This is a genomic window from Kribbella catacumbae DSM 19601 (assembly GCF_000372465.1).
In the GTDB taxonomy this organism is placed as follows: domain Bacteria; phylum Actinomycetota; class Actinomycetes; order Propionibacteriales; family Kribbellaceae; genus Kribbella; species Kribbella catacumbae.
The window spans coordinates 1-13,163 of the sequence record NZ_AQUZ01000006.1 but is presented as its reverse complement, the minus strand read 5'-3'; the positions used below and the strand labels follow the sequence as shown (position 1 = coordinate 13,163).

General features: G+C 66.9%; 12 protein-coding genes. 8 read left to right on the top strand and 4 right to left on the bottom strand.

All coding sequences use genetic code 11. From position 1 onward, the window contains the following. Positions 1-32 precede the first annotated feature (32 nt). Positions 33-320, top strand: a complete 288-nt coding sequence (locus tag A3ES_RS0108285; protein ID WP_020386328.1) for a DMT family transporter — start codon at positions 33-35, stop codon at positions 318-320. Here the strand turns inward: A3ES_RS0108285 and A3ES_RS0108280 are convergent. Together A3ES_RS0108280 and A3ES_RS0108275 are read right to left on the bottom strand one after the other, a co-directional pair. Next, on the bottom strand, positions 295-1,167 hold the full coding sequence (locus tag A3ES_RS0108280; RefSeq protein ID WP_020386327.1) for a transglutaminase domain-containing protein: 873 nt from the start codon (positions 1,165-1,167) through the stop codon (positions 295-297). The two genes, A3ES_RS0108285 and A3ES_RS0108280, sit on opposite strands and share 26 nt — an antisense overlap. Continuing rightward, on the bottom strand, positions 1,164-2,015 hold the full coding sequence (locus tag A3ES_RS0108275) for a MerR family transcriptional regulator (RefSeq protein ID WP_020386326.1): 852 nt from the start codon (positions 2,013-2,015) through the stop codon (positions 1,164-1,166). Before A3ES_RS0108275 ends, A3ES_RS0108280 begins: the two co-directional genes overlap by 4 nt. Before the next feature lie 288 nt (positions 2,016-2,303). Here A3ES_RS0108275 and A3ES_RS46605 point away from each other — a divergent pair, with 288 nt between their 5' ends. Next, positions 2,304-2,723 (top strand): PadR family transcriptional regulator, encoded by a 420-nt coding sequence (locus A3ES_RS46605; protein ID WP_020386325.1) that lies wholly within the window; start codon positions 2,304-2,306, stop codon positions 2,721-2,723. Between the two features lie 575 nt (positions 2,724-3,298). Next, positions 3,299-4,654, top strand: a complete 1,356-nt coding sequence (locus A3ES_RS46595; RefSeq protein WP_157630397.1) for an aspartyl protease family protein — start codon at positions 3,299-3,301, stop codon at positions 4,652-4,654. Here A3ES_RS46595 and A3ES_RS51080 read toward each other — a convergent pair. Continuing rightward, positions 4,651-5,469 carry an SGNH/GDSL hydrolase family protein gene (locus A3ES_RS51080; RefSeq protein WP_020386323.1) on the bottom strand — a complete coding sequence of 273 codons (819 nt, stop codon included), beginning with the start codon at positions 5,467-5,469 and terminating at the stop codon, positions 4,651-4,653. The genes A3ES_RS46595 and A3ES_RS51080 overlap by 4 nt on opposite strands. A 127-nt stretch (positions 5,470-5,596) precedes the next feature. Next, entirely contained in the window at positions 5,597-7,693 is a 2,097-nt protein-coding gene (gene glgX / locus A3ES_RS0108255; RefSeq protein ID WP_020386322.1) for a glycogen debranching protein GlgX, read from the bottom strand. Positions 7,694-7,875: 182 nt separating this feature from the next. Here glgX and A3ES_RS0108250 point away from each other — a divergent pair, with 182 nt between their 5' ends. Genes A3ES_RS0108250 through A3ES_RS0108230 form a run of 5 tightly spaced genes read left to right on the top strand, consistent with a single transcriptional unit; the run spans position 7,876 to position 12,980 of the window. Continuing rightward, on the top strand, positions 7,876-9,168 hold the full coding sequence (locus A3ES_RS0108250) for an ABC transporter substrate-binding protein (RefSeq protein WP_020386321.1): 1,293 nt from the start codon (positions 7,876-7,878) through the stop codon (positions 9,166-9,168). Beyond that, on the top strand, positions 9,165-10,049 hold the full coding sequence (locus tag A3ES_RS0108245; RefSeq protein WP_020386320.1) for a carbohydrate ABC transporter permease: 885 nt from the start codon (positions 9,165-9,167) through the stop codon (positions 10,047-10,049). Before A3ES_RS0108250 ends, A3ES_RS0108245 begins: the two co-directional genes overlap by 4 nt. After that, positions 10,042-10,881, top strand: a complete 840-nt coding sequence (locus tag A3ES_RS0108240) for a carbohydrate ABC transporter permease (RefSeq protein WP_020386319.1) — start codon at positions 10,042-10,044, stop codon at positions 10,879-10,881. Before A3ES_RS0108245 ends, A3ES_RS0108240 begins: the two co-directional genes overlap by 8 nt. A 9-nt stretch (positions 10,882-10,890) precedes the next feature. After that, positions 10,891-11,940, top strand: a complete 1,050-nt coding sequence (locus A3ES_RS0108235) for a Gfo/Idh/MocA family protein (RefSeq protein ID WP_020386318.1) — start codon at positions 10,891-10,893, stop codon at positions 11,938-11,940. Further along, positions 11,937-12,980, top strand: coding sequence for a Gfo/Idh/MocA family protein (locus tag A3ES_RS0108230; protein WP_020386317.1), 1,044 nt, complete (start codon positions 11,937-11,939; stop codon positions 12,978-12,980). The genes A3ES_RS0108235 and A3ES_RS0108230 overlap by 4 nt, the downstream gene beginning before the upstream one ends. Positions 12,981-13,163 lie beyond the last annotated feature (183 nt).

The following is a 13,163-nucleotide window of genomic DNA, read 5'->3' as shown; positions in this document are numbered from 1 at the left end:
GCGAAAGTGCTCACCGAACGATCGAGTTCGCCTTGCGCGGCGGACCGCCCGGCTCGCTCCCGGCAGAACCTTGGCTGTACTGCGGCGGCTTCGTTGGTGTCGGCGTGATCGCCATCGCCGTCTCGGCGGTCCGCCGCGTCGGAGTACTCGCCTTCGGCCTGGCCAGCGTCGCCGGTCAGTTGCTGGGCGCAGTACTCCTCGACACCCTCGGCGCGCGCCGGCCACCCGCGACGACGTGGATCGCGATCCTGATCACGCTCGCCGCCGTCGCGGTGACTCTGCTTCCGATGCGATCTAGACGGCTGCCGCGCGAGTCTTGAGATCGATGGTCACCGGGGGATGACCGGCGGGGGAGAGCTGCTCGATCCGGTCACCCGGGTGCAGGTTCGGGTCCTCGGCGTACCGCGCGGCCAGTACTTCGGTCGCCGCGGCGTCTCCGTTGTCGGAGGCAACGAGCAGGGTGGCGATCTGGTCGGTCAGGTCGAGATCGCCGTCGAGGTCGCCCGACATCGCGCCCCAGCCGTCCCAGAGCAGCAGCTCGTCGCCTTGCAGGTGGGCCAGCTGGAAGAACACGTAGTTGCGGATGAACCACCCGCCGCGGATAGGCAGCGCCGGGTCCACGCCGAAGGCGTCGCCGTCCAGCTCGCCGGCCCGGTACCCGAGCCACACTTCGGCCGCTGACCTGAACCACCCGGGCTCCATGTCCTGCGGATCGAACTTCCAGGGCGGACCGGGCTCGAGCTGCGCGTCGACCATCACCCAGCGCTCGCCGTTCCAGTACTCCGCCACGACGTGATCGTGGTTGAACCCCTCGGCGAAGTAGTTCGAGAAACCGATCCGGCTGCGGGCCGGGATGCCCTTGTGGCGTAGCGCCGAGACGGTCAGCAGGGTGTAGTCGCGGCAGCAGCCGACGATCCGGTCGAACGGTTGGCGCGGGGCCGCCAGCGGCGTACCGTTGCGTTGCTGGTCGGTGGTCAGCATCGCCTCGACCCAGCGATGGTTGATCTCCTCGTAGCGGTCACCGGTGAACTCGATGCCGCCACCGCGGTAGTGGATCACCAGGTTGCGGATCACGGCGGTCAGGCCGGGGATGTCCGACGGCAGTGCGTCGAACAGAGCCGCGTACGCGCCCGGGTCGCTGTAGATGGTCTGGTCGGCGTAGTTCATGAAGCTGTTCCTTCGATCGGTTGGGCGATGTCGACGGCCGGCTCGGAGCCGGCGAGGTGCTGGAAGCCGGGGTGGTAGATCTCGCGGACGGGACCGGTCGTCGGCCGTCCGGCGCGCCGGACCCAGTCGTCGACCAGGTCGTAGGCGAGCATGATTCGCGGGTAGGCGCACTCGTCCTTGGTGATCGTGCAATAGGCCTCGGCGTGCGCGGGCTCGACCCGGATCGCGATCTGCCCGGCCGGATCCACCAGTATGGTGAGCGGCACACACACCTCGACGGTCGCCTCGCTCTCCGGCGTCACCGCTCCGTGGTAGATCACCCACGAGCCGCCGGGCAGGTCAGCACCGGCCTGGCCGAGGTGCGCTCGGATCTCCATCGTCGACGAGACGATGACGCCGATCAGCGACTGCTGGTCCGTGTCGGCCCGGATGGACGCCACCTTCGTCTCCGGTACTTCGCGAGTCAGTACCGGCCGTGGGGGCAGCCCGGGGCTGGTCGGCCGGAGCAGCCGGTCCCGCAGGTACTCCAGCGTCGCCTTCCGCGCGTCGTTGGTCGCCTGCTCGGCCGCCCACCAGCGGTCCAGCCGGATCAGGCCCTCGTCGTCGGTGCCGGCCAGTACTTCGCCGATGGTGCTCAGCGGTATGTCGAGCTGACGCATGACGCTGATCCGGCGGGCGCGTTCGAGCTGGCTCACGGAGTACAGGCGGTAGCCGTTGATCGGGTCGACCCGCGCGGGGGCGAGCAGGCCCGATACGTCGTACAGGCGCAGCGCCTTGTGGGAGAGACCGGCCCGGCGGCCGAACTCGCTGATCGTGAGCTCGCTGTCGGTGTCCCGTCCGCCCGTCATGGGCCTCAGTGAACACCCTGCCCCAGGGGCAAGGTGAAGGTTTTGCACGAGGGCTTGCTTTCATGACGCTAACGATATATCTTTAGTGTCATGAACAATATCGAGGAGGATTCCATGAACACCCCCAACGAACGAGAAGGCCGCCGACGCGGCCACCGACACCCCCATCGCGGCGGACCGCGGATGGGAGAAGGCATGCCGATGCACCGCGGTCGCGGTGGTCGAGGCCCCGGACGTGGCTCAGGCCGCGGTCGAGCCCCGCGCGGCGATGTCCGAACGGCCGTACTGATGCTGCTCACCGAGGAGCCGATGCACGGCTACCAGTTGATGCAGGCCATCGCCGACCGCAGCGGCGGGCGCTGGACCCCCAGCCCCGGCGCGATCTATCCGACCATCAACCAACTGGAGGACGAGGGCCTGGTGACCGTCACGGCGGAGTCCGGCCGCAAGCTCGTCACCCTGACCGATTCCGGTCGCGAGTACGTCGAGGGGCGGCGCGAGACCGCGACCGATCCCTTCGCCGGCTTTGCGAGCGCCGAGCCTGCCAGCGATCTGCGCGGCCTGGTCGAAGAGCTGCATTCAGCCACTCGACAGGTTGCCCGCAGTGGCTCGGAGGAGCAGCGCGCCGCGGCCGCCAAGATCCTGACCGACGCCCGCCGCTCGATGTACCTGCTGCTGGCCGACGGCCCGCAGACGCCCGAAGCCTGAGCCCTGCGTCACGTAGGGAACGTTTCGGCCGAACGGCTCCTCTTCCCGGATGTTCACCACATCTGAGGAGGGGTGGGGATGGGGACTAGAAACTCGCCGCAGGCACACACATCCTGCTCGCGGCGGTGCACATCTACTGGGCGACGGGCGTGACCTGGCCCGCCATCGACGAGCGGTCACTCTCGCTAGCGGTCCTCGGCCGCGAGGTGTCCTTCGCTCCACAGATCGTGCTGCCCTTGGCAGCGCTGCATCTGTTACTCGCCTTCAGGTGCGGCAGGTCCGCACTCGCCAGACTTGTCGTAGTCGGCCTAGTACGACAGCCGGAGTTCGTGATGTTGGGCGGCAGGCCCGGACCTCCGCCACTCACAAACCTCCCGTTTCCGCCCGGGAGCATGCCTGTGCACGCCTGGCGGGGTGCGATCGGTTGAGGTTTGTGAGTGGCGGCGGTCCGGCCCAACGCGACGACCCGCGATGAACGACCTGCTCGACTCGATCGCCTGGCCGCCAAGCTCTGAGGAAGCCAAGGAGCCCAGAGGAAACGGAGGGGAAACAGCCCACTCGATTGAGTGGCCGACATGAACAACTTCGACCGACGAATGTTCCTGCGGACAACTGGCCAGGTCGCCGCTGGCGCGGCCCTCGGCCTCGGCGCCCTGCCGACAACCGGGCGCGCAGCCGCGGCCGGTGCCGGCACCGCGAGTGCGAGTGCGGGTGCGGGTGCGAGTGCGAGTGTGAGTGCGAGTGCTGGCGCGGGTGCGACGGGTGCCGGTGCTGGTGCGGCCGGGGCTGCGGGGGCAGCGCTCAGTCCTGATGAGTTGTTTGTTGCGGGGCGGTTCAGTGACGCTGACCGGGGGTTTGCTGCGATCCTTCGTCGCAACCCTCGGGACGCTCACGCACTGGGACAGCGTGGGCGGATCGCCTTGTTTTCCAACAGGTTCGCGGCCGCCGAGCGGTTGCTCTCCCGCGCGATCGAGCTCGCGCCGGGCGACGTGAGGTCGAAGCGGGAACTGGCGGACTGCTTCGTCCGGCAGGATCAGGTTGCCCGCGCGGTGCCGTTGCTGCGGAGTACTGGCGATCAGTTCGACGCTGCGTTTGCGACGCAGTACGGGAGTATGAGTGGGCCTTCTTATCAGCTCAGTGGTGCGCGGGAGACTCGCGTTCCGTTTGTCTGTGTCGATCCACTGCCGGCCGTTCCGGCTACGGCGAACGGGGCCAAAGGCAACTTCCTGATCGACACCGGCGCGACGCTCGCGCTGACGACCGAGACCGCCGAACGCGCGGGTCTTCGAGCGCTGGCGACCAGCATCAGTCACCCCGCCGGGCAGACTTTAACCACCTACCACGGAGTCATGGAGTCGTTCCGGGTCGGCGACATCGTGATGAGGAACGTCCCGGTCGTCTGGTACGACCTGCGGATGCCGCTGTTGCCCGACGGCACCAAGCCGGCCGGCGTTATCGGCACGACGCTGCTCTACCACTTCCTCGCCACGATGGACTACCGCAACCAAGCGCTGATCCTCCGCCGCAAAACCCAGCGGCCGCACCATCGCGGCCAGGGCCTTCCACTGTGGCTGGCCGCAGACCACATTCCCTTCACCCTCGGCAGCCTGAACGACTACGGCCCGAGGGTCGCGTCGCTCGACACCGGCGGCATCGGCCTCGGCATCCTGGCGACCGAGGAGAACGCGAAACGAGCCGGCATCGAGATCGACTACGACCACCCGATCCCCGGCGGCTTCTACCCGATCAAGCCTGCCCGCGTCAGCCTCGGCCGCGTCGTCGGCCGCAACCTCCCCGGCCTCGTCGGCCCCTGGCCCTGGCGACGGCTCTTCGGCTTCGAGACCATCGGCAACTTCAGCCACGAGTTCTTCAAGCCCTACGCCATCACCTTCGACTACACCGCGATGACCTTCACGATCTCAACGAGCTAAATGCGCTGGGTCCGAAGACCGCTAGTACTGCGCGCCGGCAGCGCGGCCAACAGGGCGTTGGTCTGCTGCTGATACCCGAAATCGTTCGGGTGAAAGAGATCCGGAGCCAGCTTGCCCCGCCACGGCGGCCGGACGTGGCGGGAGAGCTCGGCCACCGGAAGCCCACGCTCAGCCGCGGTCGCATGGATCGTGCGGTTGATCCCAGCGACGTACGGACTGCAGAGACCCCCGACTGCCCAGAAGCGATCCGGCAGCAGTAGGTCCATCACAACGGACGACGACGGCAGGCGACGAATCAGCTGGCGCATGTTGCTGTGAAATGTCCGAGGAGCCGTACCGAGGATGTCGTTGCTGCCGATCCCGCAGGTCACCAGTTCAGGCTCAACGTCCAGTTGGTCAAGCAGCGCGAGCTGATCGTGCAGCACGTGGGCAGCCTGAGCACCGGCACGGGAGAGATTCAGCACCCGCCACGGACGATCGGACCGGCTGTTCAACGTGTCCAAGGCCTGCCCGACATAGCCATGCATCGGTGACGTGGCGCCGAGCCCCTGAGCCGTCGAGTCACCGAGCACGACCCAGAGCGGGCCGTCACCAATGCGAGCGGTCTCGTTCTGCCGGGTCCAGAATTCGGCGAAAGTCCGAGCCTGGACATCAACGAAAGCGACGCCGTCACACCATCGCCGAAAGGCCCGCCGGGACGTCGTCCGCTCGGCATCACCCCAGCGCACCACCATCTGGTGCAGGACCCCGATCGGCGTCGTGTGGTCGTGCGCACTGCGTTCGTAGTGCCGTTCGGCCGTTCCTAGTAAAGCCATCCAGGCCCCCTCCGGACATCACCTCAACGCCGGAGTACCAGAGGTGACCCGGACATGAACGGTTGGTGACGATCGAAGGTACAGCACCTTGGTTAACAGACCAGTTCCGTCAGCAACCCATGACCTTTCAGAGCGCGCGGAGGAGTACCAGGCAGCGAGGAGCCAAGGGGACCACGGCGTTGGCTCCCACCTCGGTCGCGCCGCTGCCGCTCGTGTCCAGTACGACCTCGTACGCCGGTGCCCACGACGCGTCCGGTACGACGACGTCGCGCGGCTCGGCGGTTGCGTTGAGGGCGAGGAGGAAGGAGTTGTCGACCTGAACGTTGCCCTCGGCATCGGTACCGCGCAACGCGTCGCCGGCCAGGAACATGCCGAGCGTGCGGAGGTGGCCGTCGTGCCAGTCGGCCTCGGTCATCTCGCCGCCGTGCGGGGCGATCCACGACAGGTCCTTGCGGCCACCCGGCACGACCGGCTGACCGGAGAAGTAGTGCCACTGGCGCAAGGTCGGATGAGCAGCGCGCAGGGCCAGCAGCTTCTTCGTCAAGGCCAGATGATCCGACCAAGCCGCAGGCAGCGACCAGTCGAACCACGAGGTCTCGTTGTCCTGGCAGTACGGGTTGTTGTTGCCGTGCTGGGTCCGGCCGCACTCGTCGCCGGCGGTGATCATCGGTACGCCGGTGGACAGCACCAGCGTCGCCATCAGGTTCGCCATCTGGCGTTTGCGCAGCGCGATGACGGCGGCGTCAGCGGTCTCGCCCTCGACGCCGCAGTTCCACGAGCGGTTGTCGTCGGTCCCGTCGCGGTTGTCCTCGCGGTTCAGCTCGTTGTGCTTGTGGTTGTAGCTGACCAGGTCGCGCAGGGTGAACCCGTCATGCGCGGTGATGAAGTTGATCGACGCATACGGATAACGCCCGTCGTCGCCGTACAGGTCGCTCGATCCGGACAGCCGGTAGGCGAGATCCTGTACGCCGTACGACGAGGTGCGCCAGATGTCTCGCACCGAGTCGCGGTACTTGCCGTTCCACTCCGACCACGGCGTGCCGAAGTTGCCGACCTGATAGCCGAAGTTGCCGACGTCCCACGGCTCGGAGATCAGCTTGACCCGGCCGAGCACCGGATCCGCGGCGACCTCGGCGAGGAACGGGTGGCCGACCGTGTCGACCTCGTGCCGCTCGTTGCGGATCAGCGTCACCGCCAGGTCGAACCGGAACCCGTCGACGCCCATCTCCTCGACCCAGTACCGCAGCGAGTCCATCACCAGCCGGCGAACCTGCGGGTGTGACGTGTCGACCGAGTTGCCCGTGCCGGTGACGTCGTACATCGCGCCGCCCTGCGTGAGCCGGTAGTACGCGCGGTTGTCGAGCCCGCGGAAGCTCAGCGTCGGCCCGTCGAAGCCGCCCTCGGCGGTGTGGTTGTAGACGACGTCGAGGATCACCTCGATGCCCGCGGCATGGAAGGCGGCGACCATGGCCTTGAACTCCGCGACCTGCTCACCGGTAGAACCCGAGGACGAGAACGGGCCATGCGGCGCGAAGTAGTTGAGCGAGTTGTAGCCCCAGTAGTTGGCTACGCCGCGTGCGGCGATCGCGGGCTCGGTCAGGAAGTGGTGGATGGGCAACAGTTCGACCGAGGTGACGCCGAGATCGGTCAGATAGTTGATCACGGACGGATGCGCCAGGCCGGCGTACGTGCCGCGCTGGTGCTCCGGTACGTCGGGGTGCAGTTTGGTGAAGCCCCTGGTGTGGAGCTCGTAGATCACGGTCTCGGTCCAGGGGACCGGTCGGCTTATCGGTGGCGGCGGCTCCGACGACGCGACGACCACTCCGACCGGTACGTGCCCGGCCGAGTCGCCCTCGGAGGAGTCGTAGATCAGCGGGCTGCCGTAGTCGAGCTCGCCGTCGACCGCCCGCGCGTACGGGTCGAGCAGCAGCTTCGACGGGTTGAACCGCAGCCCGTGAGCCGGGTCGAACGGCCCGTGCACCCGGTACCCGTACCGCTGCCCGTGCCCGACCCCACTGACGAACCCGGTCCAGTACTCACCGGTGTGCGCGAGATCCAGGTTGCGCTGGCTCCCGTCAGGCCCGAGCAGCGCGAGCTCGACCCGCTCGGCGGCGGGCGCCCAGACGGTGAACGTCGTGCCATCGGGCTGGACCACCGCGCCCAACCGGGACTCCGGATCGGGTGATGGGCCGAGCGCGTTCGGGGCGGCGGTGGCTTCGGTCACCGGCACATTGTGCCCATGACAGGTCAAACACGCTTCAGGGAGTCGCTAGATGAGCGTTAACGATGTTGGTTATGTTCGCGGACAGGTAGTTGCGAGCAGGGACGCGCAGTGATAAACGTAGACACCGTTACTAAATTACTTGATGTGCTTCGGGCCGGTAATAGATTGCCAGAGGAGACACCATGCGAATTTCGTCCGTCGTGGCCGGGGTAGTCCTGGCCGCACTCGCTCTGACCGGCTGTGGAGGCAACTCCGGCAGTGCGGGTGACGCAGGAGTCCCCGACGACCCGGCCAAGGTGAAGGGTGACCTCACCTACGCGATCTGGGACGTCAACCAGCAGCCGGCGATGCAGGAGATCGTCAAGGCGTTCAACCAGAAGTACCCGGATGTGAAGGTGTCGATCTCGCTGGCGACCTTCGACCAGTACTTCACCAAGCTGAAGACGCAGGGCTCGTCGGACAACCTGCCCGACGTGTTCTGGATGAACGGCCCGAACTTCCAGCTGTTCGCCGCCAACAAGCAGCTCGGCACCCTCGAGGGCCTGACCGAGGCCAAGCAGGTCGACCCGGCGAACTACCCCAAGGCGCTCAACGAGCTCTACACGCTGGACGGCAAGCAGTACGGCGTACCGAAGGACTTCGACACGATCGCCCTTTGGTACAACAAGAAGTTGTTCGCCGACGCCAAGGTGGAGCCGCCGACCGCCGAGTGGACCTGGGCCGACTACAAGGCCGCGGCGGTGAAGCTCAAGGCCGCGCTCGGCCCGAAAGGGATCTGGGCCACCGGCGACTCTCTCGGTAACCAGGCCAACCTCTACCCGGCGATGCTGAGCAACGGCGGCTACGTGATCAAGGACGGCAAGTCCGGGTACGGCGATCCGAAGTCGGTCGAGGCGCTGCAGTTCTGGTCCGACCTGGTCAAGGGCGGCTTCACCCCGAACGCCGCGCAGAACGCCGAGACCCGGAGCCAGGAGCGGTTCTTCGACGGGAAGGCCGCGATGATGTGGAACGGCAACTGGGTCGTCTCGGCCGCGCTCAAGTCGCCGCACAAGAACGACCTCACCGTGGTGCCGCTCCCGAAGGCGCCGAACGGCGGGCGCAAGACGGTGATCCACGGCATCGCCAACGTGATGAGCGCCAAGTCGAAGAACCCGGAGGCGGCCGCGGCGTTCCTGGCCTTCCTCGGAGGCAAGGACGCCGCCCTCATCCAGGCCAAGGCGGGTGCGGCGAACCCGGCGTTCACGGGGACCCAGACGGACTTCGTCAACAGCGCCCCGCAGTACAACCTGAAGACCTACATCGAGGCCGCCGAGCAGTACGCCGAGCCGTACCCGGTCTCGAAGGACACCGGCGTCTGGAACAAGCTCGAGATCGACGAGCTGGTGCCCGCGCTCGGTGGCCCCAAGCCGATGTCCGAAGTGGCTCCGCAGATCGCGACCAAGATGGACGAGGCGCTGGGCAAAGAGAAGAAGTGAGCAAGTCCCGCTCCGTCGACGGCAAGTGGCCGTGGGTTTTCGTCCTGCCGACCTTCCTGGGCGTGCTGGCCTTCTACCTGTGGCCACTGCTGAAGACGATGTACGACAGCTTCACCGAGACTGGGCCGTTCGGCGGTGCCACCTGGGTCGGGGCGGCGAACTACAGTCAGCTGATCGGTGATTCCGAGGTCTACCGGGCGATCGTCAACACCGTGGTCTACACGGCGATCGTGCTGCTCGGGATCCCGATCGCGGTGCTGTTCGCGAGCCTGCTGAACCGGCCGGGGCTGAAGGGCGCGATGGTCTACCGCACGCTCTTCTTCCTCCCGTACGTCGCGATGCCGACGGCCATCTCGCTGGTCTGGCGGATCATCTACAACGGCGAGTACGGCGTACTGAACCAGGCGCTCGGCGTGATCGGCATCGACGGACCCTCGTGGATCACCGAGGAGTGGTTCGCGCTGGTCGCCGTCGCGCTGCTCGGGCTGTGGATGTCGATCGGGTTCAACATGATCGTGTTGTCGGCCGGGCTGAAGGGCATCCCGTCCGAGCTGTACGAGGCGGCCTCGCTGGATGGCGCCGGCTCGGCCCAGCAGTTCCGCTCGATCACCGTGCCGCTGCTGACTCCGTCGATCTTCTTCCTGTCGGTGATCACGACGATCGCCGGGTTCCAGCTGTTCGACCAGCTGTTCGCGCTGCTCGGGCCGACCAACCCGGTGATGCCCAAGACGCAGTCGCTCGTGTTCCTCTTCTACGACGCGGCGTTCGTCGGCAACGAGCGCGGGTACGCCGCCGCGGTCGCAGTACTGATCCTGGCCGTGGTCGGGCTACTGACCCTGTTCCAGTTCCGCTTCCAGCGCAGGTGGGTGACCTATGACTAAGCGGGCCGACCAGCAACGGCTGGGCAGCAACCGGCTGGCCCACGTGATCCTCGTCATCGGCAGCCTGGCGATGATGTTCCCGTTCCTGTGGCAGCTCAAGCTGGCGTTCTCCAGCAACGCCGAGATCCAGGCAGTGCCGCCGGATCTGCTGCCGAAGGGACTCGAGTGGACCAACTTCACCGAGGTGTTCGAGCGGCTGCCGTTCCTCGACCAGTTCTGGGTATCGGTCGCGGTCACGCTCGGCCGGACGGTCGGGCAACTCGTGCTCTGCTCGATGGCCGGCTACGCGTTCGCCCGGATGTCGTTCCGGTTCAAGGGCCTGATGCTCGCGCTGATCCTGTCCATCCTGATGGTGCCGAGTCAGGTGTACCTGATTCCGCAGTACCAGATCATCCAGCAGCTCGGCTGGCTGAACACGATCCAGGGCATCATCGCGCCGGGCGTCTTCAGCGCGTTCGGGACCTTCCTGATGATGCAGTTCTTCAAGACGATCCCGGCCGAGCTGGAGGAAGCCGCGCGGCTGGACGGCTGTAACCCGTGGCAGACCTTCTGGAAGGTCGTCCTGCCGGTGGCCAAGCCCGGGCTGATCTCGCTGGCGATCATCACCGTGCTCGCGTCGTGGGCCGACCTGCTCTGGCCGCTCGTGGTGACCTCGTCGCCGAATGAGATGCCCCTTGCGGTCGGCCTCGCCACCCTGAGTGGATATCAGGGCAGCATCTCGCCAGGAGTGATGATGGCCGCGGCGCTGATGGCGATGGCACCGATCCTGATCCTCTTCGTCGTACTGCAGCGTCGCGTCGTCGAAGGCATCGCGTTCTCCGGACTCAAGTAAAGGACATCCATGTCTGACTCTGACCTGACGGTCGGGCTGATCGGCGCGGGCAACATCGCTCACGTCCATGTGGCGGCCTGGAAGGCGCTCGGCGCGCGGGTGCTCGTGCACTCGGCCGCCGGAGCCGAGGAACTCGCGACGCGGTACGAGCTGGGGATCGCCCCGACGCTCGACGGCCTGCTCGCGGAGGTGGACTTCGTCGACATCGTCACGCCGTCCGCGACGCACAAGGAGATCGCGCTGGCCGCGATCAAGGCCGGCCGGGACGTGATCTGCGAGAAGCCGCTCACGTTGACGGCCGGCGACTCGCACGAGCTCTCCGCGGCGGCGGCCGCTGCCGGCGTACGGATCTATCCGGCGCATGTGGTTCGGTACTTCCCGGAGTACGTCGCGGCGCACTCCGCTGTGGTCGCCGGGAAGATCGGCAAGGTCGCGGTGGCGCGGTTCTTCCGGCAGGCGTCATCGCCGGCGGGTGCGGGCTGGTACCGCGATGTCGCGCGCTCCGGCGGCGTCATCATGGACCTGATGGTCCACGACCTCGACCAGGCGCGATGGATGTGCGGCGAGGTGACCAGCGTGTACGCCGTACAGAGCCCGCCGACCGTGGATGGGATCAGCCCGGTCAACGTGGCGGCGCACGTCACGCTGACGCATGAGGGTGGCGCGATCAGCAATCTCCGGGCGACCTGGGGTGCGACCGGGACGCCGTTCAAGACCGGGTTCTCGATCGCCGGCTCTGAGGGGGTGCTCGAATATGCGTCCGACAAGGACACCGGGTACGACGAGGAGTTGCAGGCTGGGGCGACCGGGGGAGACCTGTTGATCCCGTCGTCGACGTTGTACGAAAGCCCTTATCTGACGCAGCTTCGCGAGTTGGCCGCTGCTTTGAAGGGTGGTCCTGAGCCGCGGGTGGTTGCTGCTGATGGAGCGGCCGCTGTGTATCTCGCCGAGGCCGCACGTGAGTCGATGGCGACTGGTCGTGTTGTCGACATGACTCAATTTATACTTTCCCCGCCCCACCACCCCAGTCAGTTCAACCCGACTGGGGTGGCGGAATGACTTTGAAGGTAGCTCTCGCGTCGTTTGCGCACACTCATGCTTCGTCGTACGCGCGCCTGCTTGCGTCTCTGCCCGATGTCGAGGTGCTGTCGTCCGATCCCGATGGAGCCGCTGCGCCTGATGCAGGACCTCGTGGTGCGGAGTTCGCGGCTCAGCTTGGCGTGCCGTACGTCGACTCGTACGACGAACTGTTTGCCTGGGGCCCCGATGCCGTTGTGGTGACGTCGGAGAACGCATTGCATCGTGGACTCGTCGAGCGGGCTGCTTCTGTCGGTGCACATGTGTTGTGCGAGAAGCCGTTGGCGACCGAGGTGGCCGATGGCGAGGCCATGCTCGCTGCTTGCGAGGCGGCCGGCGTGATCCTGATGACGGCGTACCCGGTGCGCTTCGCGCCGTCGTACGGGCGGCTGCGGGCGTCGGTCGAGGCTGGGCGGCTCGGGGATGTCTTCGCGGTGGCGGGGACCAACAACGGGAAGATCCCGTATGCGCAGCGGCAGTGGTTCACCGATGCCGCGTTGGCCGGTGGGGGAGCGCTCGTCGACCACACTGTGCATTGCGCGGATCTGATCGACGGGCTGACGGGTGGAGTCGAGGCCGCGCGGGTGCACGCGGTCGCCAATCGTGTGCTGCATCAGGACAAAGGGGTGTCGGTCGAGACCGGCGGTCTGGTCACGATCACCTACGAAAACGGGCTGCTGGCAACGATCGACTGCTCCTGGAGCATGCCGGACAACGGTCCGACCTGGGGTGGCGTGACGCTGCAGGTGACCGGTACGAACGGCTCGGTGGAGATCGCGCCGTTCCAGTCGCACGTCGGCGGCACCGACGCGTCGGGCGAGGTCTTCCTCCCGGTCGGCGGCGACCTCGACGCTTTGATGCTCGCCGAGTTCCTCACCGCCGTCCGCGCCTCAGGCCCAGCAGTCCCCGGTACTGCGCCCGCAGTCGTCCCCCAACCCGACGGCACAGTCGGCCTCCGCACCCTCCGAATCGTCGACGCCGCCCGCCGCTCAGCTACCTCCGGCCAGCCGGTAGACGTGTAAACGGTGTGCTCACCCCCTCCTCCCGGGGTTCACCCCCTGGCAGAGCAGGGTGCGAACCCCCCAAGGAGGGCGAACCCCACCCCTGCTGGCGAACCCCCCAAGGAGGGGCGAACCCCACCCCTGCTGGCGAACCCCGCGAGGAGGGGCGAACCCGATGCCGGCCAACCAGTGGACGGGTAACGG

Coding starts and splice junctions, on each gene's coding strand:
- A3ES_RS0108280 (WP_020386327.1), bottom strand. CDS start 1,167: ATGAACTACGCCGACCAGACCATCTACAGCGACCCGGGCGCGTACGCG.
- A3ES_RS0108275 (WP_020386326.1), bottom strand. CDS start 2,015: ATGACGGGCGGACGGGACACCGACAGCGAGCTCACGATCAGCGAGTTC.
- A3ES_RS46605 (WP_020386325.1), top strand. CDS start 2,304: ATGCTGCTCACCGAGGAGCCGATGCACGGCTACCAGTTGATGCAGGCC.
- A3ES_RS46595 (WP_157630397.1), top strand. CDS start 3,299: ATGAACAACTTCGACCGACGAATGTTCCTGCGGACAACTGGCCAGGTC.
- A3ES_RS51080 (WP_020386323.1), bottom strand. CDS start 5,469: ATGGCTTTACTAGGAACGGCCGAACGGCACTACGAACGCAGTGCGCAC.
- A3ES_RS0108250 (WP_020386321.1), top strand. CDS start 7,876: ATGCGAATTTCGTCCGTCGTGGCCGGGGTAGTCCTGGCCGCACTCGCT.
- A3ES_RS0108240 (WP_020386319.1), top strand. CDS start 10,042: ATGACTAAGCGGGCCGACCAGCAACGGCTGGGCAGCAACCGGCTGGCC.
- A3ES_RS0108235 (WP_020386318.1), top strand. CDS start 10,891: ATGTCTGACTCTGACCTGACGGTCGGGCTGATCGGCGCGGGCAACATC.
- A3ES_RS0108230 (WP_020386317.1), top strand. CDS start 11,937: ATGACTTTGAAGGTAGCTCTCGCGTCGTTTGCGCACACTCATGCTTCG.